The sequence below is a fragment of the Dorea sp. D27 genome (assembly GCF_001185345.1).
Lineage (GTDB): Bacteria > Bacillota > Clostridia > Lachnospirales > Lachnospiraceae > Extibacter.
This window is the reverse complement of sequence record NZ_KQ236747.1, coordinates 272,223-296,302: the sequence shown is the minus strand read 5'-3', so window position 1 is coordinate 296,302 and position 24,080 is coordinate 272,223. Positions and strand designations below refer to the sequence as shown.

At 49.9% G+C, this 24,080-nt stretch carries 23 protein-coding genes; 3 read left to right on the top strand and 20 right to left on the bottom strand.

The genetic code is table 11. The annotated features are described in order from the left end of the window. Window positions 1-432: 432 nt before the first annotated feature. The 19 genes from HMPREF0980_RS17215 to HMPREF0980_RS17125 all read right to left on the bottom strand — a co-directional run bounded on the left by HMPREF0980_RS17215 (window position 433) and on the right by HMPREF0980_RS17125 (window position 19,633). Window positions 433-975 carry a hypothetical protein gene (locus HMPREF0980_RS17215; protein WP_049730296.1) on the bottom strand — a complete coding sequence of 181 codons (543 nt, stop codon included), beginning with the start codon at window positions 973-975 and terminating at the stop codon, window positions 433-435. 120 nt (window positions 976-1,095) lie between these two features. After that, window positions 1,096-2,523, bottom strand: a complete 1,428-nt coding sequence (gene lpdA / locus HMPREF0980_RS17210) for a dihydrolipoyl dehydrogenase (RefSeq protein ID WP_049730295.1) — start codon at window positions 2,521-2,523, stop codon at window positions 1,096-1,098. Window positions 2,524-2,546: 23 nt separating this feature from the next. After that, the gene (locus HMPREF0980_RS17205) at window positions 2,547-3,215 is read right to left on the bottom strand and encodes a uracil-DNA glycosylase (RefSeq protein WP_049730294.1); all 669 of its coding nucleotides are present in this window, start codon (window positions 3,213-3,215) and stop codon (window positions 2,547-2,549) included. A gap of 69 nt (window positions 3,216-3,284) precedes the next feature. Next, window positions 3,285-4,046, bottom strand: coding sequence for an imidazole glycerol phosphate synthase subunit HisF (gene hisF, locus HMPREF0980_RS17200; protein ID WP_049730293.1), 762 nt, complete (start codon window positions 4,044-4,046; stop codon window positions 3,285-3,287). A 13-nt stretch (window positions 4,047-4,059) separates the two neighbouring features. Beyond that, entirely contained in the window at window positions 4,060-4,665 is a 606-nt protein-coding gene (gene hisH / locus HMPREF0980_RS17195; RefSeq protein WP_049730292.1) for an imidazole glycerol phosphate synthase subunit HisH, read from the bottom strand. Between the two features lie 39 nt (window positions 4,666-4,704). Beyond that, entirely contained in the window at window positions 4,705-6,171 is a 1,467-nt protein-coding gene (locus HMPREF0980_RS17190) for a sensor histidine kinase (RefSeq protein ID WP_049730291.1), read from the bottom strand. Beyond that, a complete protein-coding gene (locus tag HMPREF0980_RS17185; RefSeq protein WP_049730354.1) occupies window positions 6,172-6,852 on the bottom strand; it encodes a response regulator transcription factor in 681 nt (226 codons plus the stop codon). A gap of 124 nt (window positions 6,853-6,976) precedes the next feature. Continuing rightward, on the bottom strand, window positions 6,977-7,765 hold the full coding sequence (surE, locus tag HMPREF0980_RS17180; protein ID WP_049730290.1) for a 5'/3'-nucleotidase SurE: 789 nt from the start codon (window positions 7,763-7,765) through the stop codon (window positions 6,977-6,979). Between the two features lie 98 nt (window positions 7,766-7,863). Continuing rightward, a complete protein-coding gene (locus HMPREF0980_RS17175; protein WP_049730289.1) occupies window positions 7,864-9,294 on the bottom strand; it encodes an FGGY-family carbohydrate kinase in 1,431 nt (476 codons plus the stop codon). Window positions 9,295-9,389: 95 nt separating this feature from the next. Then, window positions 9,390-10,175 (bottom strand): SDR family oxidoreductase, encoded by a 786-nt coding sequence (locus tag HMPREF0980_RS17170; RefSeq protein ID WP_049730288.1) that lies wholly within the window; start codon window positions 10,173-10,175, stop codon window positions 9,390-9,392. A 304-nt stretch (window positions 10,176-10,479) separates the two neighbouring features. Then, window positions 10,480-11,055, bottom strand: a complete 576-nt coding sequence (locus tag HMPREF0980_RS17165) for a glycerol-3-phosphate responsive antiterminator (RefSeq protein WP_049730287.1) — start codon at window positions 11,053-11,055, stop codon at window positions 10,480-10,482. 6 nt (window positions 11,056-11,061) lie between these two features. Further along, the gene (locus HMPREF0980_RS17160; RefSeq protein WP_049730286.1) at window positions 11,062-12,663 is read right to left on the bottom strand and encodes a BCCT family transporter; all 1,602 of its coding nucleotides are present in this window, start codon (window positions 12,661-12,663) and stop codon (window positions 11,062-11,064) included. 4 nt (window positions 12,664-12,667) lie between these two features. Then, complete coding sequence (locus HMPREF0980_RS17155; protein WP_049730285.1) at window positions 12,668-13,174, bottom strand: hypothetical protein; 507 nt, start codon at window positions 13,172-13,174, stop codon at window positions 12,668-12,670. Further along, entirely contained in the window at window positions 13,158-14,177 is a 1,020-nt protein-coding gene (locus HMPREF0980_RS17150; protein ID WP_049730284.1) for an electron transfer flavoprotein subunit alpha/FixB family protein, read from the bottom strand. The genes HMPREF0980_RS17155 and HMPREF0980_RS17150 overlap by 17 nt, the downstream gene beginning before the upstream one ends. Next, a complete protein-coding gene (locus HMPREF0980_RS17145) occupies window positions 14,174-14,971 on the bottom strand; it encodes an electron transfer flavoprotein subunit beta/FixA family protein (protein WP_049730283.1) in 798 nt (265 codons plus the stop codon). Before HMPREF0980_RS17145 ends, HMPREF0980_RS17150 begins: the two co-directional genes overlap by 4 nt. Then, window positions 14,968-16,410, bottom strand: a complete 1,443-nt coding sequence (locus HMPREF0980_RS17140; protein ID WP_049730282.1) for an FAD-binding oxidoreductase — start codon at window positions 16,408-16,410, stop codon at window positions 14,968-14,970. Before HMPREF0980_RS17140 ends, HMPREF0980_RS17145 begins: the two co-directional genes overlap by 4 nt. 17 nt (window positions 16,411-16,427) lie before the next feature. After that, window positions 16,428-17,360: an electron transfer flavoprotein subunit alpha/FixB family protein gene (locus HMPREF0980_RS17135; protein WP_049730281.1), complete on the bottom strand. Its 933-nt coding sequence runs from the start codon at window positions 17,358-17,360 to the stop codon at window positions 16,428-16,430. Further along, entirely contained in the window at window positions 17,357-18,172 is an 816-nt protein-coding gene (locus HMPREF0980_RS17130) for an electron transfer flavoprotein subunit beta/FixA family protein (RefSeq protein WP_049730280.1), read from the bottom strand. The genes HMPREF0980_RS17135 and HMPREF0980_RS17130 overlap by 4 nt, the downstream gene beginning before the upstream one ends. 3 nt (window positions 18,173-18,175) lie before the next feature. Further along, window positions 18,176-19,633, bottom strand: coding sequence for an FAD-binding oxidoreductase (locus tag HMPREF0980_RS17125; protein ID WP_049730279.1), 1,458 nt, complete (start codon window positions 19,631-19,633; stop codon window positions 18,176-18,178). Between the two features lie 459 nt (window positions 19,634-20,092). Between HMPREF0980_RS17125 and HMPREF0980_RS17120 the strand changes: the two genes are divergently transcribed. Beyond that, window positions 20,093-21,337: an MFS transporter gene (locus HMPREF0980_RS17120; RefSeq protein WP_049730278.1), complete on the top strand. Its 1,245-nt coding sequence runs from the start codon at window positions 20,093-20,095 to the stop codon at window positions 21,335-21,337. Window positions 21,338-21,429: 92 nt separating this feature from the next. Here HMPREF0980_RS17120 and HMPREF0980_RS17115 read toward each other — a convergent pair whose 3' ends face one another. Next, window positions 21,430-22,203 carry a nitroreductase family protein gene (locus HMPREF0980_RS17115; RefSeq protein WP_049730277.1) on the bottom strand — a complete coding sequence of 258 codons (774 nt, stop codon included), beginning with the start codon at window positions 22,201-22,203 and terminating at the stop codon, window positions 21,430-21,432. Between the two features lie 159 nt (window positions 22,204-22,362). Between HMPREF0980_RS17115 and HMPREF0980_RS17110 the strand changes: the two genes are divergently transcribed. Together HMPREF0980_RS17110 and HMPREF0980_RS17105 are read left to right on the top strand one after the other, a co-directional pair. After that, entirely contained in the window at window positions 22,363-22,938 is a 576-nt protein-coding gene (locus tag HMPREF0980_RS17110; RefSeq protein WP_049730276.1) for a TetR/AcrR family transcriptional regulator, read from the top strand. Between the two features lie 11 nt (window positions 22,939-22,949). After that, window positions 22,950-23,699, top strand: a complete 750-nt coding sequence (locus HMPREF0980_RS17105) for an EFR1 family ferrodoxin (protein WP_049730275.1) — start codon at window positions 22,950-22,952, stop codon at window positions 23,697-23,699. Window positions 23,700-24,080 lie beyond the last annotated feature (381 nt).

Genomic DNA, 24,080 nt, shown 5'->3' with positions numbered 1-24,080 from the left:
GGAATCAGGTACAGGGCTGTTATATGAGATAACATCCCTTGCCTGATTCCGGCTCTTCTTTCAGCAACGGCGTGCACGCCTCGCTGCAAACGTTTAACTGCGATAATATACACCGTACTAATTTGTATGTGTTGTATACACTAAGCTTGCTATCATTTTCCATCTAGCTGACACAGCCAGCGTTCATCCGCTGGCTAGTAACGCTACACAGCCGTCCTCGCCCTTGTTAAGTGAAGTAGATAGCGGGCGGGGAGCCGGGTGGGAGATGCGCAGGTGTAAGCGGGAGAGGCGGAGAATCCTTTCCGTAGCCCTTATCCTGCGTGATGCAAGCCGCTATCGGCGCGCATTCCGGAGGGTTAGGGATACGTGAAATAGTCGGAGCCTCGTACGCATCGAAGCATCTGCCACCCGGCTCCCCGCCCGCCGCCTAATTTACTTAAACTCACATTTTTTACGCTTCTCAGCCAGCAGTCCCATGAGTTCGTTCTCATTGTCAAATATCCTCGAGATACGGAATCTCTTCTGGATATTATAGGTCTCCCCGGAGAAGACATCATCGAACAATGCTTTCGGATCCGCCACTTCTTTCATCCCTTCCCGCTCGACGCCTTCCGTCCTCACCTCTACCGTTCCGCTGAACAAGATAGAACTTCCTTTTACCGTAGAATATTCAACTTCCTTCACACGGTAGAAGATGAATTCATTCCCGGCCCTTGAACTATAGGTCGGATAATAGATATATACTTCACCGTCCACAAGAAAGATACGGTATGTCGAATTAATATAGATATCGTAAAAAATCGACAGCATAACGATAAATATCGCGAATACGCATATTGTGAATATCGGAATGCTGTAAAAGAAATAATTTGACACTATGCCTGCTATTAGTATGGCTACAACGCTTACACTTAGAACTGTCATTAAAAACCCTCTGCGGACATCCATAAGAGTTCTTGTCTGTTTTAATTCCATAACTGGCCCTCCATTTCCCTTCCTGCCTTTGACTGCTATAATTATAATACCATATTGAACATTAGCAGTTCAATCAGTATTCCATCTATATTCCTCCAAACTGAAACAAAGCACGGCTTTCTACCATCTGCTTTCACTTTCCCTGCTGTTCTCCACCGCACAGGAGATGGCCTCATTGAATGTAGGATGTGCACGCATGGCATACATGAGCTGTGTGGACGTAAGCCCATTGGCAATCGCTGTTGCAAGCTCTCCTATCATATCCGTCGCACGCGGGCACATCACCTGCGCCCCGAGCAGCACATCGCTGTCTGCCGCAAACAGTACCTTGATAAATCCTTTTTCTTCCTTCGAGATGATTGCCTGGCCGTTCACGCTCATCGTATATCGTCCGCACCGCACCGGTACGCCTTTTTTTCTGGCCTCTTCTTCCGTTATTCCGACAGACGCTATCTCAGGATCCGTATACAGACAGCTCGGTACGATGGAAATCGGCGTAAACAGGCAGCTTGGCACCATCTCGATGATGACCGACGGCTGTACGCCATTCATCCGCTCTACGACATATGTCGCCTGAGCGGAAGCTACATGGGCAAGCTGTATTCCTCCGATTACATCTCCCACCGCATAGACATCCGGCATGCTCGTCATATAAAAGTCATCCACCACTATCTTTCCATTGTCAATCTTCACTGATACGTCCGGGTCAAACAGACCTTCCGTATTGGCACTTCTACCAACCGATACGAGAAGCGCATTCACCTCTATCTCCTGATTGCTGCCTTCGCATACGAACTGGCAGCTGATGTTGCCGCCATGCCTCTCCACCCTTTCCAGTATGCTTTCCTTATAGATACGTATCCCCCTGTGGGCCAGTATCTCCTCAAGTACATCTGAAAATTCACGGTCCATATTCGGCAGGAGCCTGTCTGACACTTCCACTATGGTGACTTCCGTGCCCAGCGCGTTAAACACTGTGGCAAGTTCCAGTCCGATTACGCCTCCTCCAAGTATGAGAAGCTTTTCGTACTGGCTCTCATTTGCCGTCAGCAGTTCCTCGCTCGTCATGACGCCTGGCAGGTCTATGCCGGGCAGATCCACCATGTTCGCCTTCGCACCTGTGGCTATCAGAATATACCTTCCTTTATAGTATGCAGTATCATTTCCATCTGATACAACGCGCACCCTGCGGTCGCTCTGGATGACAGCTCTCCCTTTGATAAACCGGATTCCGGCCTGGGCAAATTCCCTTTCCAGCTCCGCCCTCATTTCCGCCGCAGACAGGTCTTTGTACTCATATATTTTCCGGAGATCAAACCCCACCTCTTTGGCAGACAGCCCGAACCGCTCACATTCCCGCATCTCACGGAACAGGGACGCTGCATGGATGAGCGCCTTGGTCGGGATACATCCTCGGTTGATACACGTACCTCCCAGCTCATCCTTATCAATGACAGCCACTGACATGCCCAGCTTCGCCGCTTTTTTTGCTGCCACATACCCGCCCGGGCCTGCGCCGATTATCAATAAATCAAAATGTTGTTCCATATGTATCCCCCTCCTGTTATGAGCTAATCAATCTGCCAGTCTATTGGCTCCAGCCCATTCTCCTTCAGAAATTCATTCGTCCTGCTGAACGGCCTGCTGCCGAAGAATCCTCTGTATGCTGACAGTGGGCTTGGATGCGGCGCCTGCAGGATAAGATGCTTCGGGTTATGCAGCATCGCCTTCTTCCTCTGTGCCGGAGTTCCCCACAGGATAAATACCATCGGACGGTCCTGGGCATCCAGTGCCGTAATAGCGGCATCAGTAAACTGTTCCCATCCAATGTCCCTGTGAGAATTCGCCTGATGCGCCCGTACGGTCAATACGGTGTTCAGAAGCAGCACGCCCTGCCCGGCCCATTTTGTAAGGCATCCATGATTTGGAATCGTACAGCCGATATCGTCGTGAAGCTCCTGATATATATTCACAAGCGAAGGGGGAACTTCCACCCCTTTCTTTACCGAAAAGCACAGGCCGTGTGCCTGTCCGTTATTGTGGTACGGATCCTGCCCGAGTATGACGACCTTCACATCTTTCAGCGGTGTAAGATGGAATGCGTTGAATACATCGTCCGCAGGCGGAAATATAAGCCTTGTCTTATATTCCTGGTTCACCGTCTGGAACAGCTTCTTATAATAAGGCTTCTTAAACTCCCCCTGCAATGCCTCCAACCAGTCATTGTTAATTGCTGCCATAATATGCTACCTCATTTCCTTATCATTTTGTCTTACCGTACGTTATTCTCAGCATCTGTCACCGCTCTGTCAAAGACGAACTGAGATGCCTTCTGCCCTCAGATATTCTTTTACCTCCCTGATCTCCAGCTCTTTGTAATGGAACAGAGAAGCTGCCAGCGCGGCATCTGCCCGTCCGTCCGTAAGTGCAGTATAGAAGTCTTCCAGCGACCCCGCACCTCCCGAGGCGATGACAGGTATGGATACTTCATCCGCAACAGCACGGGTAAGTTCCAGGTCATAGCCTCCTTTTGTCCCGTCACAGTCCATGCTCGTAAGGAGAATCTCGCCAGCTCCGAGCTTTTCTACGTGAGAAGCCCACTCAAGCGCATCTATCCCCACATCTATGCGTCCGCCGTTCTTATATATATTCCAGCCGCTTCCGTCCGGCCTCTTCTTGGCATCTATGGCTACTACGACGCACTGGCTTCCAAACTTATCCGCAGCATCCGATATAAGGCGTGGCGTATTGATGGCGGAAGAATTGATAGATATCTTATCCGCACCTTCCCGCAGCAGCGCCTTGAAATCGTCTACCGTGCGTATACCTCCACCTACTGTAAATGGTATAAACACCGTCTCAGCTACTTTTCGTACCATATCGACAACCGTCTCCCGCGCGTCGGAAGAAGCCGTGATATCCAGAAATACCAGTTCGTCCGCCCCTGCGGCGTCGTACGCCCTCCCTATCTCCACCGGGTCCCCGGCATCTTTTAAGTCTACAAAATTCACGCCCTTGACGACTCTCCCATTATTTACATCCAGACATGGAATGATTCTCTTTGTATGCATATGTATCCCCCGCTTATAATTCCACAAAATTCTTTAGTATGTGAATACCCATATCGCTGCTTTTCTCCGGATGGAACTGGCAGGCAAATACATTTCCCTGCTCCACAGAAGCATGGATTCGGGTCCCATACTCTGTCACTGCCGTTACAATCCGCTCATCTGCTGCTTCCAGATAATATGAATGTACAAAATATACGTACGGCTCTTCTGCCAGCCCTGTAAAAAGTCTGCCCTTCACGGGGAATGTCAGAGAGTTCCAGCCCATATGAGGTATCTTGAGTCCCTCAGCTTCAGGTATACGCAGAATTTTCCCTTTCAGGATACCAAGTCCCGGCACTCCCGGACTCTCGTCACTTTGTTCAAATAACAGCTGGAGGCCGAGGCAGATTCCGAGAAAAGGAGTGCCGCTCTCTGCCACCTGCCGTATGACCGGCTCGAGTCCGTACTGCCGTATCTTCCCCATCGCATCGCCGAAGGAACCTACTCCGGGCAGTATTACCTTGTCCGCAGCCAGAATCGCAGCTTTATCCCTCGTTACGGCAGCCTCCTGTCCGAGAAGAGCCATGGCCTTTTCTACACTCTTTATATTTCCCGCATCATAATCAATAATCGCAATCACAATAATGCCCGTCCTTTCCTTATAGGATATAGTGTACCATTATTTAACGTCCAGTTCAAACCAGAATTCCACGCCGTTATCATAATTATGCACCCCATATTTCTGATGGAGGGACTCCATTATGGCCTTGACGATAGACAGGCCGATTCCGTTCCCGCCGTATTCCCTCGTATGGGCTTTGTCTACCTTATAGAACTTGTCCCATATGTGAGCGATATCATCCTGGGGTATCGGCGTACCTGTGTTGAATACGCTTACTCTGGCTTTTTCTCCGCCCACGGTTATCTTTACTTCCACAACCTTGTCGCCGTCCAGATGGTTAAACGCATTGCTCACATAATTGCGGACAACCTGTTCTGCCTTAATCTCATCCGCCCATACGTATACCGGATCTTCCTGGCAGAAATTGACCCGTGCTTCCTTCTGCTGCGCGATGATCTCCATGCTCTGGAGAACGCCCTGTATGAGCTCCCTGATATCAAAACGCTCGAACTGTATGTCATCATCTCCAAATTCCAGCTGGTTCAACGTCAGAAGGTTGCGCACCATCTGGTTCATCTTGCCGGCCTCGTCCATAATGACGTCGCAGTAGAATTCCCGGCTCTCCGGATCATCACTGACCCCTTCCTTCAGCCCTTCCGCATATCCCTGGATAAGGGCAATCGGTGTCTTAAGCTCGTGGGATACATTGCCAAGAAAATCATTGCGCATGTGCTCCAGCTTCTCTTTCTGCTCTATATCCTTCTGCAGGCTGTTATTGGCCCGCTTCAGTTCTGAGATGGTACTTTCAAGCTTCTCCGACATCCTGTTGAAGTTAGCTCCGAGCTCTCCAATCTCATTCTCCCCGCCGCTCGTGTACTTGGCATCAAAATCCAGGTCCGCCATTCTTTCAGACAGAAGGGCCAGCTCCTTGATAGGGTCTGTCAGCCGTTTAGAAAAGTACCAGACAAGGCAGATGCAGATGCATGTTACGATTCCTCCGATATAGAGGAGAAAACGGTTGGATACGGATACACTCTCCTTGATACTCTCCAGCGGGCTCCTTAAAAACGTATTGTACTTTCCGTCAACAGATCCCCACAGGACGATATACTCCGTCTGTGTCCTCGGATCCTTGTACTGGGCAATCTGGTATTCCTCCGCACTCTCAAGCACCTTGCTCTCCTTCTGCGCCTGCCCGAGGAGATATCCGGTCAGCTGGTCATTGAGCATGTCGATATCCGGGACATTGTATATTCCTTCTTTTGTCTCGATATTCATGAGAAGGAAGGAAAGATTCCCTTTCTCCGCCATATGCCTGAGTTCCGTCTGGACATCTTCGCCTTTCCACGTACCACTGTGGACAGACTCCGCAAGCTTTTCGTACATGCTGACAAATTCAGCCTCCTTGTTGCTGATATAATACGGTTCCAGAAACCGTACGTTGATAACTACGAGCGCCAGCAGCAGGCATATGGTGAGTCCTACGAACACCGCTATCATCTGCTTCTTGATTGAACGTTTCATCTATTCTTCTACCTCGAATTTGTAGCCCATCCCCCAGATGGTCTTAATATAATACCCTTTTTCTCCAAGCTTGTTCCTGAGCTTCTTCACATGAGTGTCTATCGTACGCGCATCACCAAAATAATCATAATTCCACACATTGTTCAGTATCTTTTCCCTGGAGAGGGCAATCCCTTCGTTCTCCACGAAGTATACGAGCAGCTCGAATTCTTTGAAGCTTAAATCTACCTGTTCTCCGCCCACTTTTACTTCATGAGCCGCTTTGTTGATTCGGATTCCACCCGCATCGATCACTTCTTCCGACCCAAGCACGTGGGAGCGCCGGAGTATAGCCTCGACCCTTGCTACAAGTATCTTCGGGCTGAAGGGCTTCGATATATATTCATCTACGCCAAGTCCAAATCCCTGAAGCTCATCCCGCTCCTCAGATCTGGCCGTCAGCATGATAATAGGCGTCTGTGAGGACTGGCGGATTTCTCTGCACACCTGCCAGCCGTCCATCTTCGGCATCATGACATCCAGTATGATAAGTGCAACGTCTTTGTGTTCATAGAATAGTTCCATCGCCTCCATGCCATCCCCGGCCTCGAGTACCGTGTATCCTTCCCGCCCGAGAAAATCACGGACTAATTTGCGCATTCTGCTCTCATCGTCAACCACTAATATTTTAACCTTATCCATCTGATATACCTCCGCAACAGTATCATCTGCTCTCATTTTCCTTATCATAACAGAAGTTTATGATATTTTTGTGAAATAATCACGTTAATCATATCATATATACATGCAAAAGTGAAAGGACCGGTTATGTATCCCAGAGCGCCATATCTATCGACATGACGATATTGACAGGTGTCACTGAAGCAGTCTTATCTACATATACGGCATAGATGTCGCTGTCCTTCTCCAATGTCTCTTCATCTACATGCAGGCGCGACCGTAGGGAGAACGGCCGGTGCAGGTCCCGCTTTCCAGGCCGGATAAATTCAAAATAATTCTGCCGGCTCTGGACTGTGATTCGGTACTCGCCCGGATGGCGGGGGGCTGCGGGCACATTGATGTTAAGTATATCCACATGCTTGGGCATCCCTTCCTCCAGAACACGCGCCGTCCATATGCGCAGCAGTTCCATGGACGGCCCAAAATCTGCCGCCCGGAACTCGTTGGAACGCTGTATGTCCAAGTCTGCCTCCAGCGACACCGCTATGGCGGGTACGCCATGGCTCACTGCCTCGAACGCTGCGCCCAGCGTTCCGCTGCATGTAAGTACGGCACCCATATTCTCCCCATAATTGATGCCGCTGATACAAAGGTCGGGCCTGCGCCCTGACAGTTCCAGAATGCCGTGAGCCACGGCAAAGGCGGGCGACCCATGGACACCATATGCCCGGACAGGCCAGCCGCGTATCTCAACGGCCTCCTCCTCAATCATTCCCGTATCTTCCATTCTCGGGAATGCCCTCCCCATTCCCGTCTGCTGTGTATGAGGGGCAGCAATCAGTATATCACCTATGTCCGCCACCGCCTCCGCCGCAGCTATGAGACCGGGAGACCGGATACCATCGTCATTCGTAATCAAAATAAGTGGTTTCATGCACGTCACCTCGCGAAAGGGGTCAGACCCCCATGGGCTATAGGGGTCTGACCCCTATGGCCCATGGGGGTCTGACCCCTTTCAAAATTCTTTCTAAATTAACGAAATAGTTCATACGATTTCTTTAATATATCATCTGTGTGATTTGTGATATCTGTATATATCGGAAGCATCTTCTCGTAGAATGCTACCTTTTCCGGATCAGGCGTGAAGCTGTCTTTGATTCTTACCATATTGGCTGCTGCCTCATCGAAGCTTTCGTAGATGTCCGCGGCCACTGCCGCGCAGATTGCGGAGCCAAGTCCTGCCGCACCGTTGACTTCATTGCGCACGGACGGTATGTTGAACACATCCGCAAATATCTGCATGAACAGGTCGCTGTTGGACCCTCCGCCTGTGATGATGACTCTGTCGAGCTTTACGCCCATCTCGTCGGTCATATCGTCCAGATGCTTCTTCATCGTAAGTGCCACCGCTTCCAGTATGGAGCGGTATATATGGCCTCTCGTATGCCTTCCGTCAAATCCTATCATGATGCCTTTCTTGTACATGGCATCAACCGGAGCGAGCCAATCCAGCACGGTCATCAGTCCGTCAGATCCTGCCGGCACTTTCTCCGCCTCTTCACTCAAAAGTTCTTCCGCGGAAAGCCCTTTTTCTTTGGCGGCCTGTATATAGCTGTCCCCAAGGATATCTCTGAACCAGCTGACTGTCCACATGCCTCTGCGGATTCCGTTGCTGTCGTACAGATATTTGTTCGGTACACATGAGAATTTCGGCCATACGCACTTTGTATCTCTGAGGAATTCCTTCCCTTCCATCATGGCTGCCGTGTAAGTGCCGAGCGAAATACATGCTGTCGTATCACCCATGCAGCCGGTTCCAAGCCCTTCCACCGCCTTGTCGTTGGAAGTAGCCACGACCGGCAGCCCCTGCGGGAATCCGGTTGCCTCTGCAGCCTCCTTCGTCACATAGCCGAGCACATCCCCCGGCATCACAAGATCAAAAAGCATTTCCCTCGGCATCCCTGTAGACGCATAGGCTGCCGGATCATACGACCAGTCCCATCTGTCTACATCTATCGGCCATACGCCCTCATAATTGGCAACCGTATCCTTGAATTCACCTGTCAGGCGGTGGGTGATGTAACCGGAAGAGGCTACGATATATTTGATATCGGGATTCTTGTGCTCATATGGCTGCGCCACACGTACATCCATCCAGCTCAGCGCCGGCTGTGCAAGCGTCCCGTCCGCCTTCAGATAAGCCCGGCAGTAGCGTATGGTACACAGGCCGATTCCTACGATATCTTCCACACTGCCTTTAAAGCCGGCCATACATTTTTTCGCCGCCTCACAGATGGCATCCCACCAGTCGTCGTCAGGATGCTCTACAAGTCCCGGTTCCGGCAGATTATACGGCTTCAGAGGATGCTTTCCCTCGCATACGATATTTCCCTTCGTATCGAAGATAAGAATCTTCGCGCTCTGGGAGCCTTCATCTACTCCGATGATATATTTCTCACTCATTGGTCCAAACCTCTTTCTTCGTCTATGTTTTATGGAACATTCGTCGTACATAAAGTATGTAAACTATGTTATCTTGAACTGCTGCCTGTGCAGCACTACCTTACAAGGTATCCGCCATCCACAACCAGTACCGTTCCGTTCACGTAATCAGAAGCCTGGCTTGCAAGAAATACGGTAGCGCCCATCAGGTCCTGCCTCTCGCCCCAGCGGTCGGCCGGAATGTGGTCTTTAATCTTGTTGTACTTTTCGTCATTTGCACTGCCTGTCCCCGATGTCATGGCCGTCTGGAAATATCCAGGTGCGATACCATTTACAGATATGCCGTACTTGCCAAGCTCATCTGCATATGCTTTCGTAAGCCCCATCAGACCGGCCTTCATAGCCGCGTATGCAGGAGAGCCGAGTCCGCCAAGGAAGGAGAATAATGAGCAGATATTGATGATCTTGCCGCTCTTCTGTGGAATCATGTATTTTGCGACTGCATGGCTCAAGTCAAAAGCGCCGGTCAGGTTGATGGCAATCATCGGATCCCATTCTGCCCTTCCGAAGTCAAGCACATCGGCAATCTTGCAGATACCTGCGCAGTTGACCAATATGTCGATGCTTCCGTACGTCTCCACGCACTTCTGTGCAACTTTGTCACACATGCCATCTTCCGTCAGATCTCCTTGCATAAATGTGTACTTTACGCCACAGTCTTCGATGAGCTTCTGTGTCGTTCCGTCGTCATCCACAAATGCAAATGCAAAGATGTTTGCTCCCGCCTTAGCGAGCGCAAGCGCGAATGCCTGTCCCAGTCCGCTGTTACCTCCTGTGACAATCGCATTTTTACCTTTCAGTGAAAAAAAGTCCATCGAAAAATCGTTGATATTTAAACTCATCTTAAATCCTCCATATATTTGTGATTATGATTGAAAAAGAGCTCCGCAGATTCCGTCTGCGCACAACAGAATCAGAAAAGCCAGACGGAAGCCAGGATGCATTTTCCTATAAACCAAAAAAAAGCAACTTCCACCCACTATACGTGGGTAAAAGTTACTTTCTCTTCCGCTCTTTTAGTAACTATGTCCATTGTAAATCGTGTTATATCATTTGTCAATATCGTGATTATACTTAAAAGTGTCATATGCTTTTTATGCATATTGTACGATCCGTCTCTCATTGCTTAAAACAGGCGTTACACTCCTAACAGTCCCACATCTGCCGGTTCGTCGTAGATACGGCAAAAGCGCCGGCTTTCAGCGCACCCATCACGTCCTCTTTGTCCAGGATGAGGCCGCTTGCCACGACCGGCTTGTCTATCTCTTCCAAAAGGTATTGTATGACCTTCGGCAGGCCTGCCGGAAGAAATTCCACGACGTCTGGATTGCAGTTCTTGACATGCTTTACAATATTTGCATAAGTAAGGGCATCCATCATGTAGAACCTCTGTATCGTAAACATGCCAAGTTCATTCGCGCGCTTGATAAGCGCGGGTTTCATACTGATGATTCCGTCGGCTGCCGTATACTTCTGGATGAAATCCACGCTGATTTCCTTAGAAGACAGTCCCACGATCAGGTCCACATGTACGATCGCTTTCTTACCCATCTCTTTTACCCTGCTTACAATATCAGCAATCGTACATATGTCACCGTAGATAATATACACAATCCCGCACTCTGATTCCCGGCAGCCCTCCAGCCATTCTTCATTTTTAACAGCCGGAATGACCGGGCAGGCTTCCGTCGCTTCCATAAAATACTCTTTTGTCAAAGACATCATTATCTACTCCTTTTCAATAGGCAGCCGTGGTGTCTCGATAGGACGCCCCTTACTGTCATAGTCTTCCTTGTGCACATCATATTTCTGCGGATTGCGGCTGATCTTCCACAAACCGACTATCATGATGAGGATCAGGAACATATTCGGAAAGCCCCCCAGATTAGAAGCCGCCTTAATCCCGTCTATTCCCGCAAAGCTGATCAGCAGCCACGTCATAAGCGCAATAGAGATTCCCCATACTATCTTAAGCCATGAAGGCGACTCCTGCTCATCCTGGGTGATGCCATTCGTGCACAGCCCCGCCATAGCGTTCGTATTAGAATCGGATGCCGTGACAAAAGATATGAACACGATGAACAGATAGAACGGAATGACGATTACCGCAAGAGGCAGCTGGTCGAATACCGCATATACGACCGACTCCGTCCCCTTGTCCAGCAATGTGTCGTACAGCCCGACGCCGTTCATCTCGTAATAGATAGATGCAGTCGCAAAGAGCCCCATCCAGATGGTACTGAATATCGCCGGTATGACAAAGTTGCATTTGATGGCATCTTTTATCGTATAGCCTCTCAGTATCTTCCCGAGGAACACTGCCGTAATCGGCGTCCATGCCAGCCAGTTGCACCAGTAGAATATGGGCCAGCTCTTGGCCCAGCCGTCCTGGAAGATGTCTCCGGTCATGAGGCTCATCTTGAAGAAGTCCTGTATATATGCTCCCCAGGATTCCACAGAAAAATTCAGCATAAATGCCGTCGGTCCGAATACGAACAGGAAAAGGAGCAGGACCATATATACTTTGGCATTGATGGAAGACAGCACGCGGATACCTTTCATGATGCCGGATATGCTTGATATGATGAATGTCGTTACGATAACGGCAATGATAATCCCCCAAGACGCCGGCCCGCTCTCGACTCCGAACACCTTCTCGACACCGCCGGCTATCGTCATCGTACCAGTTCCAAGTGACGCTGCCATGCCGGCCACAAGAGCAAACAGACAGATGACATCTACTATTCCGTTATACTGCTTTACCTTTTCTCCAAATACCGGCACAAGGGCAGATCCCATAGAATAGGACTGGTTCATGTTATAGAACACAAACGCGAATATCAATGTAGCCACCGTGTATATCGCATATGGGGACCAGGTCCACTCGAGAAACATCGTCTTCATGGCAAAGAGCGCGGAACTTGCCGTCCCTGCCTCTACGCCTTCCGCCACCGCAGGGGCATTCATATGGTACAGAGGCTCCGCGCACGCCCAGAACAGAATGCCTGCCGCAATCGTCGTACAGAGCGTAATCCAGACAAGATCCAGGAACTTCATCATCGGCTTTGCCTTGCTGCCTCCGATACGCACCTTCCCAAGGGGTGAAAAATACACCATGATGACAGTGATCACACAGCCCACCGTAGTCAGGTTGAACGCCCACGCAAAGTTGCCGAGTATCCAATTCGTCACTGTATTCAGCCCGGCCATAAACGCGTCGCCGTTTGTCAGGCTTACGACAACCATCGCCACGAGCAAAAGCCACGGCGGGAAGAATACCCCTTTCCTCAATGATAGCCTTACTGTCTTCTCTCTAACTTCCGCTTCCATACTGTCACTCCTTTCCTACTACTATATTTACAAAGCAGCACTTATGTACTCGTGCAATTCTTTTCAGGCCTTCCAGGTCGCCGTCTCCCAGTATCCGTCTCGGAATCGTAAATACATCCCGGTCCGCACGGATGACGATGACATTCTCTGAACAGAGGAACTGCATCTTTTTTCCATCCAGCTTTATCTTGTCATTATTATCCCCCGATTTCATATACGATTCCGTAATCTCAAGCCGGTATTCCCCACCCTGGGCAGCCATCTTTCCCGCCCGCCTTTTTCTTCCATATGACGTACCATATGCCATATATAGCAGTGTCAGTATGTCAAACAATAAAATCAGAAATAAATAAAACTGGTCCGGGTTCCTTATATACCCAATCAGCACGAGGACTCCAAGCATGCTCAATGTCCATAGGTTGACCGTACGGAACTTGCCCTCTCTGCGCCAGTTCAGGTCAAGAAGGGTCTCCTCTATCTCTTTTTGATCCAGATCATATGTGAATATCAATCAAATCATCACCTTTCCCGGCCCGAAGCCTCTCAATCATCGCCGGCACTATCTCATACAAATCGCCGCATACCGGATAATGTGCAATCTCAAATATTCTGGCATCCGGGTCAGTATTGACCGCAATTATGTTTTTCGTATGCCTCATACCTGCCATAAACTGCACAGTTCCTGAGACACCGCACGTAATCATATACTCCGGGTTAACCGTACTGCCCGACAGTCCAATCTGGCACCCGGGCGGCATCCAGCCTCTCTCCACAAGCGCGCGGCTCGAAGCAAGCGTTCCGCCGAGCAGTGCGGCCAGCTCCCTCAGCATCTCAAGGTCCTCTTTCTTCTTTACGCCTCGGCCCGCCACGACCAGAAGCCTGGCATCCGCTATGCCGCCGGATACTTCTCTCTCCTCCACGTCCAGTATCCGGAACGTATTCTCCGCCTGCCTTACGGCTGCCCTCACTATCTCCGGCTCCCCGCACGATTCCGCGCAGGGCTCCTCTATGATTCCGGGCCGCACCGTCGCAAACTGCGGCCTCGTGAAACGGGTCACGATGCTGGCCATTACATTGCCTCCGAATGCTGGTCTGACCTGCACAAGACAGCCTTCGTCATCGATGTCCAGGGAGGTGCAGTCTGCCGTCAGGCCGCTCTCAAAGGCCACCGCAAGCCGGGGGGCAAGCGCGCGGCCCTCCTGAGTCCCTCCAATCAGGACGATAGATGGTTTTACTTCGGCTATGCATTCCGTCATTATCTTTTCATAATGGAGCGGGCTATATTCGTCTTCTGTCTCATAAAGATAAAGCCTTGCCAGAGGACAGCCCGAAAGCTGGCCGGCAATTGCTTCCATCCCGCTTCCCAATGCCGCTCCATATACGTCTGCCCCAAGCTTTACGGCAAGCCTTCCCGCTTCCGCAAGAAGCTCACGGCCTACCGGACGGACCTTTCCCTGCCGGCATTCTATGTATACGAGAATACCGGACCATGCCGAAGTGTCTGCCTGTCTCATATCCGCACCTCCCGTGCACCTGAATCTAGTATCTTCAATATATATTCTGCCGCTTTCTCTCCCCCAAGGCTCACTAGCCCCTGCCTCTTCGTCCGTTCCGGGGGGAAGATCTTACATACCCTTGTGGCTGAACCCTTCAGTCCATAATGTTCCTCATCACAGTCCGTAAGATCCCGCAGAGAAAGCGTATGTATCTCTTTCTTCCTTCCGCTGATCTTAAGCTTCAGGGAAGGCATTCTCGGTATGAACGAATCCTTTTCAACAGATAGGATACATGGCATCTGTACCCGCGCGCATATCATACGATTATCCATATTATAACGCACTTTCACTGTGTTTTGCGAAATATCTGCTATTTCCGACGCCCAGCTGACATGCGCGATGTCCATCCACTTTGCAAGGGCTCCGCTTACCTGTGCCGTGTCTCCGTCTGTCGTCTGCTTGCCGCACAGAATCAAATCATAGGACCCTACGGAACCGATAGCCTGTTTCAGCGTGTAAGATGTCGCAAGTACATCTGCCCCGGCGAATGCCGTGTCACAGACAAGGAATCCCTCATCCGCCCCCATGGCAAATGCCTCGCGCAACACACTTTCCGCTTTCTCAGGCCCCATCGTAAATACATGGATGTCTGCTCCATATGCTTCTTTCAACCGAAGGGCGGCTTCCAGCGCCGCCAGGTCATATACATTAACAACTGCCTCAAGTCCCGTCCGTATCAGTACGCCTGTCTCAGTATCCATATTTCCTTCGGAAGCGGCAGGCACCTGTTTCATACATACTGCAATCCTCATTTGCTGCCAGCCTCCCCGTTGATGATATTTCCCCTGTTCCATACATTTACGGCATCCATCTCAGCCTTCAATTCCGTGCACAGGTCAATATGCTGCTGGGGAAGCAGCCCTTCCAGAATCCTGAGCTTCAGCTTCCCGATGCCATGTTCCCCTGTCACTTGCCCATGACGGTCTCTGACTGTGGATGCCCATTTTCTGATCAGTGCAATTCCCTTTTCATAGTCCCGGTAGTCATCCGGCAGTATGTTGACATGCAGATGATTCTCAAGCGCATGCCCGAACATGCATCCTTTCAAACCCTCGTTATCAAGATCAGACTTCACGCCGGCAAGAACGTCGGAAAATGCCTTGTCTGTAATAGCCATGTCTGTTCCAAGCTTCGTGATGCGCCCATCCTTCCTGCGGACCTCCTCAACATACAGATTCGCGGTTTCAGCCGCCCCGTGGCGGAACGCATGGAGCTTCTCTACATCCGTCTCGCCCGATACGGCCCACGCCTCATCCGGATCGCTGCCGCACACCATGGCAGCCTCCATCAGAGCTTCCGCGAGCATCTCGATCTCCTCTTCCTCTCCGTGGAGCTCTACATATATCATGCCTTCTGTCTCTCCATCGACATCGGGAAGCTCTTTGATCTTCGTCATGGATCCTTTGTGCTCTTGAATGAGATCCATCGCCGCCCGGTCGATATATTCGACCGCCGCTACAGCCGCATGTTCACACTCCGGCATGTCCTGTTTCAGGATATCGACAAACCTTCCTGCTTCTTCTGTCTTGCCAAAGAAGAAGGCAATGCCCCAGACGCTTTCCGGCTTCGGGAGCAGCTTAAGCGTCAGCTCGCTGATAGCTCCTGTGATTCCTTCTTTTCCCAAGGCGACATCTATCCAGTCTATCACACGTCCAGAGGGAAGCGTCAGCTTCCGGCCTTTCTCTGCGGTGAGGATGCTCCCGTCACCGGCCACCATCCTGACAGACTCGATATACTTTCTGGCGGGACCATACAACAGCCGGCTGATGCCTTGTGCATTGGTGGCCGCAATCCCACCGACGGTAGCCGAAGTCTCCGTCGGGTCTGGCGGCCAGAACTGGGGGCTCTTGCGGAAAGCTGCCCCGATCTCTTTCTCCAGATCCATCAGATGGATTCCCGGCTCCACGGTTATCCTTCCTGTCCCATCCTCAAGCAGGGCGCAGCCTTTTACCTTATTCATATGGGACAGGTTCATGACATGTCCGCCTTCCGGCACGGCCGCACCGGTTATCCCGGTCTTCCCGCCCTGTATGGTCACTGGAATATGTGCTGCCTTAAGCTCCCGGAGCACCTCTTGTATCTCTTCCTCGCTCTCCGGAAAGGAAATGCTGTCCGCATATCCGGAAAACTTTGATTCATCTATCAAAAATTCTTCGTATTGTTCCTTCATCGGAAATATCAATTGTCTCATATGCCTGTCCCCCGTCTCTACTGTTCTGCCAGCTCCCGCAAAGCCTTTATTACGGGTACGAAATCATCTGCCACCACGACATCCGCCTTCTTCATGATAGGCGCCTGTTCATCCGTATTGATAGCGACGATAAATTTGCTCTTCTCTATCCCAGCATAGAATGCGGCTGCACCGGACACACCTGCCGTGATACAGATATCCGGCTGCAGCATCGCCCCGGATACGCCTATCAGCCTGTTCATCGGTACCCACGCATTCATCGCCGCCGGCCGGCTGACCCCGAGCTCGCCTCCGAGCACCTCTGCCGTCTCCTGCAGATAATCAGCATTTTCTCTATTCCTGATACCTCTGCCCGCCGCTATGACGACTTTCGCCTCGTCAAGCCCTCCTGCTGATGCATTGGCAAACGTCTTTCTTGATACCACGAATCCGGGGACATCCGTGCAGCGGATTTCTTTTATAATATGGAACGTGCCTTTTTCCGGCTCCTGCCTGTCCATCCCCTTTGCCAGCGATATGCAATAAGGGCCTTTTTTCATCCGGAAAGTCCCTTCCATGTGGCTCGCATAGACCATTTTCTTTACTGTCACCTGCTCTTTGCATTCAAGACCGTGGACAGCCGTCACGGAACTGCCCTTCATCCGGGCCGCCAGCCGCACGGATAATTCATTCCCGCTGATACCACTACCGAATAGATATAGATCTTCCAAAGCTGTCTCTTTCCCGAGCGCCTCAAGCACTGCCTCTGGACAATAGTCTTCTGCTATGATGGCAGCGGCACTGCCCGATATACGTCTGTCAAGCCCCTCCACTACTGTACTGTCCCGGCAGAGGACATAGGATACACCCTCCTCTGCCTCCTGGAGGAAAGCCGATTTAAACGCATAAAGTTCCTCCATCTGCCGGATGATGTCCTTGGAGTATGCGTCTATGATACAATGATATCTCATATTTTTTCAAGCCTTCCTTTCAAATATGACTCATATAGCTGTCTGGCCTTCTCTTCCGGAGTGTCGCCTTCAATGACCACCGCGTCCCGCCTTTCTTCCACTGCCGCAAGCTCTGTGAGCTCCACATCCCGTTCCTTCTCCAGAAGCTGGTCCCAGTTTGGCACTATATGCTCAATCGGCTTCTTCCCAAGCTTCATCTTATCTTTTAAAGTAGGAACCCGCAGGTAAGACGAAGGGGCATTCCCCACCGCAAGAACGCACGGAACCCCTACTACCTGTACCGCCGTGTGCCCATCTTCTTCGCTCGTAACCTTCAGATGGCCTTCATCCACCGGTTCCAGGGCAGTCACCTCGGTAATACAAGGCCAGCCAAGTTCTTCAGCCAGAAGAAGAGGCGTCTTCCCATTGCTCCCTTCCGAGCTTTGTACCCCCATGATTACTACGTCCTGAGGTGACGTATCAGTGATATATCCGGCTGCCAGATCCGCAATTATCTCCGGACAGAAACGGATATCCTTGTCTTCTTCCGCCTCAACCCGGACTACATGTTCGAACTTCAGCGCGTACAACGTCTTTAAGAAGGCTTCGTGCTGCCGCCGGCCCACGGTCAGCACACTCAGCTCATACACGACGTCAAAGCCTTCTGATAAATCAGAAAGCTTTAACATCATCTCCAGTGCTCCTTCATCAAAACAATTCCACGATAGCTTCGCATAACTGGTATCTACCTGAAGCTGGCCATCTGCAATCCAGTCTTCTTCTGCGATCAGATCCAGATCCGGAACTATCTTAAAACACCCTAATATCTTCATGGCCTATTTTCTAAGCGGAATCAGCGTTCCCATGTTCATGATGCCGTTCGGGTCAAATGCCTGCTTCAGCGTCTTGAGCATGTAATAGGAAGAGCCGTATTCCTCTGTCACGTATTTTGCTCTTGCCTTACCTAGTCCGTGGTGATGGACGATAGAACCGCCGTATTTGATAACTTGTTCGCAGATGATCTCGTTAATCCTGTCATGATATTTGTTGATCTCTTCTTCCGGCGCGCAGTCTACTATATTGTAATAGTATACGAAATACATGTTTGTACCGTTGATATAGCTGTGGGAAGAATGTCCTCCCATAAGCGTCATATCCGGAACTTCTTCCATGATTCTGTCGCAGGCCGTCTTGTAGATGTCATAAATGTTGTCCCAGCTTCCCGATACTTCTGTCGTGATGCCGATATTCTGGGTGGCCTTGATCTCCTCTTTTTCTTCAGCAATCTGTTCCGGTCCCCAGTTCAGGCCGCCGTACCATTTCTCGATGAGTTTAGGATCGACTTCCTCCAGTTCCGGATGTTTGGACATCATCTCTTTGATTCCTGCTTCGATAGCCGGCGTAATGTTTGCAGGACCTTCTGCCATCCATATGAGGATGGCCTTTCCCTCTGGAAGCCAGGCACTGAAATGCTGCTGTGCGTCTGCCGCGTCATAAAGTCTTGCAAAGGATGGTTTATATCCTTCTACCATGACCTCTCGCAGACAGTCGAATCCAAGCTTCATATGTTCGTCATCCAGCATATAGCCTATGTAACGGTTATTGTCCGGCTGCCACTTGAACAGCTTTAATGTAACTTCTGTAATGTAGCAGAGCGCACCTTCATTACCACAGATGATGTGTCTGATGTCCGGTCCGGCCGCACGTCTCGGTACATTTTTGATTCTGCAGATCTTACCGTTCGGGAACACCGCTTCCATACCTACGATCATATCCTCGATTCCGCCATACAGCGTTGAGAACTGTCCGATGCTTCTCGTTGCCACAAGACCTCCCATCTGCGCCAGCGGCTTGGACTGCGGAGAGTGGCCGGTCGTATACCCTCTTTCTCTTAACATGTCATCCAGCTCCTGGAGAGGAACGCCGCACTGGCATGTAACCTGCATGTTGTACTCATCTACCTTGATTACCTTGTTCATAGTAGAACCGTCGATGACTACAGAATCTTTCAGCGCTGTCTCAAGACCGCCCTCGATGGCTGACTGTCCCGTTCTGGGTACTACATTTATCTCATTGTCATCTGCAAACTTCAGTACCTCTGATACCTCTTCGGCACTTTTAACATAGACGACTGCCGCAGGAATCGGCTGTGTATACACTTCACACACCTGCTCATATTTTCTGTATCTGTCGAGGCTGCTCTCCTTCAATACCTGCTCGTCTGTTATGACCTGTTCGCTGCCAAGGATACCGACTAGCCCCTCTACGATTTGTTCTCTTGAAATAATTGCCATGACACTGGACTCCTTTCATTATTCACACGTTTTTTCTTTGATACCTCACCAAAAGAGTGGGAAGGCTCCCGCATTATAGATAGCTTCGTATCTCATTAGACAAAAAAAAGAAAAGCAACACAACACGGGCAGTACGCCTGCCACGTTGGTTACTTTTCTCTGAAAATCTCTTCCGGTAACTGCCTATAGTATAAAACCATCCCCGGCAGATTGTCAATTGGTTATTTTTCATATTATTGTTTTTATATTTTTGTGCACAATGTTTATATTTCGTTTTTTCGTCTTTTAGTGATTGACTTTTTTTCACAAATATTTTATGATTCGAATTAGTTACAAAGAGTGAGGAGAGAAGTAACGCCACCCTGGCATTACTTTTCTCTTTTTTTGTTACATTAATATCAGGTACGGCGACTGCAGCGCCGGTACCAACAACATTATAGTTAATCTGGAGGCGAAATCATGAACAAAGCTTTTATCAAAAAGTATGGTACCCTGCTTCTGCTTGCGACAGGTGCCGGAATCATCTTTCAATTACCGTACATCCGCGAGACCTTCTACGTGCCGATTCAGAATGCCATGAATCTTTCCAACGCACAGATGGGACTCTTATCATCCGGATATGCAACGATGTCACTTTTCTCATATTTCATCGGCGGTATTATAGCCGATAAGTTTTCAGCGAGGAAGCTGCTTACCTTTTCCTTCATCGCAACAGGTATCCTTGGACTATGGTTCTCCACATTCCCGGGGTATACCATAAGTCGTGTTATCTTCGTTCTTATGGGCATCTCTACTATCATTACATACTGGTCCGCCTGCATCAAAGCGACGCGTATGCTCGGAAATGACGAAGAGCAGGGCCGCCTGTTCGGTCTGCAGGAAGGGCTGCGCGGTATCATGAACGCGCTGCTCGTATTTGGTATGACGGCTGCTTTTACCCACTTTGCAGATGAAGTCGCAGGTGCATCCGCCGCAATCAAAGTATGCTCCATCGTAGTTATTATAATTGGTATCCTCAACTTTATCTTTATCGAAGACACGAAGAAAGAAGAAAATCCAGAGTCTTTCGTTGAAGTTACAAAAGGCATGTTCAAGGCTCTTCTTATCCCAAGAGTATGGCTGCTCGTCGCAATCGTGTTCACAGCTTACAGCGTGTACGGACTCATCGCATATGCAACCACATTCGCTCAGCAGTTCTACGGGTTGTCCGCTGCTTCGGCCGCGACGCTCGGCGGTGTCCGTTATCTTATCCAGGGAGCCGGCGGTATCGTCGGAGGATTCCTTGCCGATAAGGTTAAATCCCGCTTCAAAGTTATCATCGGCGGCTGTATCGGACTTGCTTTATCATTTGGTCTTTTTATCGTTATGCCGTCAAAAGCGTCCCTCTGCGTCATGGTAGTAGCCAACTTCTTCGTTGGCCTGTTCTTCATCTACGCGGTAAGAAGCCAATACTTCGCAGTACATGACGATGCCGGCATCCCTCTTAACATGAGCGGCCGTGTATCTGGCATCGCATCCTGCTTAGGCTATACGCCCGACATCTTCATGTATACATTAGTCGGCAGCTGGATGGATAACTACGGCAGGACCGGTTACAACATGACATGGGCTTATGCTATGGTTGCCGCTGTACTCTGCGCTATCATAACATTCATCTTAAGCCGTATCGTAAAGAAAGAGAACGCTCAGAAAGCAGGAGCTTAAGCAATTTGGAGAGAGCCGGACCGGGCAGGGGATATGAAACGAGATAACATCCCCTGCCCGGATCCGGCTTTTCTTGCAGCAGCCCACGTATCCTATAGGTAACGTACATCCGCCGGCTCTTTCTGTACCGTGCGGTGATACGGGACATTGGGATAGCCGAGTACCAGCACGGTTACAACTTTTGCATTCCGGAGCTTCAGCATGCGGCGAAGCGCAAAAGAATGGTTCGCCGCCATGGCAAACAGGCCGCTGTACAGGACACCCAGTCCATGCGCTTCCGCCATCAGCTCCATGTTCGAAGCGGCAAGGGAGGCATTGACCTTATCTTTTGCCAGCACGAGAATAGCCGCCGGCGCTTCTTTAAAGAAAAAGTGGTCGTCTATGATTATATTTCGAGCATTTGGTTTTATGATCTTCATCAACGGCAGCATTCTTTTCGCAAATAGGACTGCTGTTTTTTCGTAACGTTCCATTTCCCTTTGCAGCACGATATAAGATACATTTTGAGCGTTTTCACCGCTTGGCGTCAGGCGGCCCGCCTCTATGACCTGTTCGATGATTTCCGCGTCAACAGGCTCCTGTCTATACTGCCGGACAGACCTTCGGGTCCGGATTGCATCCATCAGCCGCTGCGGCTCTAAAACAGTACGTCCGTTAATTTCTACAGGCGGTTCGCTAAATCCGGTTATCGAAACTGCAGCTTTCGGACAGACAGCAGCACAATGTCCGCACATCAGGCAGCTCTGCGTTTTTATTACCGCTTTTTTATCTTTAACCCTGATATTGTTGACAGGGCAATCCTTTACGCACATCCCGCATCCGATACATTTTTTCCGGCTGACATTGATTTTATGTTCTCTTCTCATAGTATCCTCCACATTTTTATTTTTTCATATCGCTATTTTTTTACACTTGTATAATTCTTGACTTTAGTTTATGATGAAATATATTGATATGCAAGTGGTAAAATGAAATAGATGTTCATATTTAGACCTATTTTAAAAAATGTCAAAGGAGATACCCAAATGAAATACGATATATCAAAAAAAATGACCATAGGAGCGGCACGAACACTCCAATCTCTGCAGCATGGTATGCTGGCGCTGCTTTCCGTCAAGTCTTTCGAAACATTAACTGTCGGGGAGCTGTGCGAAAAGGCTATGCTGCCTCGTGCAACTTTTTATAACTACTTTGATGACAAATATGACCTTCTGGAATATTGCCTGGAGACTGCCCACAGGAAGCTTGACAGCGGCTGCGAAGGAGCGGATACTTGCAGGGAGCGTATGGACGCGTTAATGGAAAATTGTATGGATTACCTCGACCAGAATATGGATACGGTCCAAAAGATATTGAAATACAATCCCCCCAGCCAATACCTGATCAACCAAATCCGGTTCTATCTGCTTTCCAACATGGAGGCGGCTTTTCAGGTCAGTTCTTGCTCTCACCGTTTCCAGATACCAGGGCAAATGGCCGCAAAGCTGTACAGTGAGTCGGTGTTGATAGTATTGGAATGGAAGTATCTGGAGAAGAAGGCATGTACGAAGGAACAGGCAAAAGCATACCTGCATCAGATGGTCAGTGGAATTGACGAATAAGGAGGCATCATATGGTATTTTATTTCAGCGGAACAGGCAACAGCCAGCTGGCAGCAAAACAAATCGCCGGAGTCACTGGCGATGAAATCATCTCTGTCAATCAATGTCTAAAAGATAATGCAAAAAAGACGTTTCACTCGGAACGTCCGCTCGTATTTGTTGCGCCCGTCTATGCGTATCGCTTACCAAGAGTAGTGGAACGCTGGATCCGCGAAACAAAGTTTGAAGGCAGCCGGAACGCCTATTTTGTCCTGACATGCGGTGGAAACGGTGGCAATGCGGCGGCCTACGCCAAGAAACTCTGTAGAGAAATAGGACTGGAATTTCAGGGTCTCGCTTCCGTGCTCATGCCGGAAAATTACATCGCACTATCTGCAGCACCCAGCGAATCCGAATGCGCCGCCATCATCGAACGGGCAAAGCCAGTCTTTTCCGAGCTGGCCGGTTACATACAGAAAAAGGAACCTTTCCCTGCTTCGCCGTCATCCCTCGGCGGGAGCCTGCTAAGCGGGCCGCTCCATATACTGTATTATAAGCTTGCCATCCACGATAAGGGATTTACGGTTTCGGACACGTGCGTTTCCTGCGGAAAATGTGCACAGAGATGTCCGTTGAACAACATAGACCTCTTAGACGGACGCCCCGTGTGGAAAGGCCACTGTACACACTGTATGGCCTGCATCTGTGGATGTCCCGCTGATGCAATCGAGTACAAGTCCATAACGAAGGGAAAGAGACGCTACTATATCACAGAAGAATAAAATGTGAGTTTAGTAAATTAGGCTGCGGGCGGGGAGCCGGGTGGCAGATGCTCCGATGCGTACGAGGCTCCGACTATTTCACGTATCCCTAACCCTGCGGAATGCGCGCCGATAGCGGCTTGCATCCCGCAGGATAAGGGCTACGGAAAGGATTCTCCGCCTCTTCCGCTTACACCTGCGCATCTCCCACCCGGCTCCCCGTCCGCTATCTACTTTACTTAACAAGGGCGAGGACGGCTGTGTAGCGTTACTAGCCAGCGGATGAACGCTGGCTGTGTCAGCTAGATGGAAAATGATAGCAGGCTTAGTGTATACAACACATACAAATTAGTACGGTGTATATTATCGCAGTTAAACGTTTGCAGCGAGGCGTGCACGCCG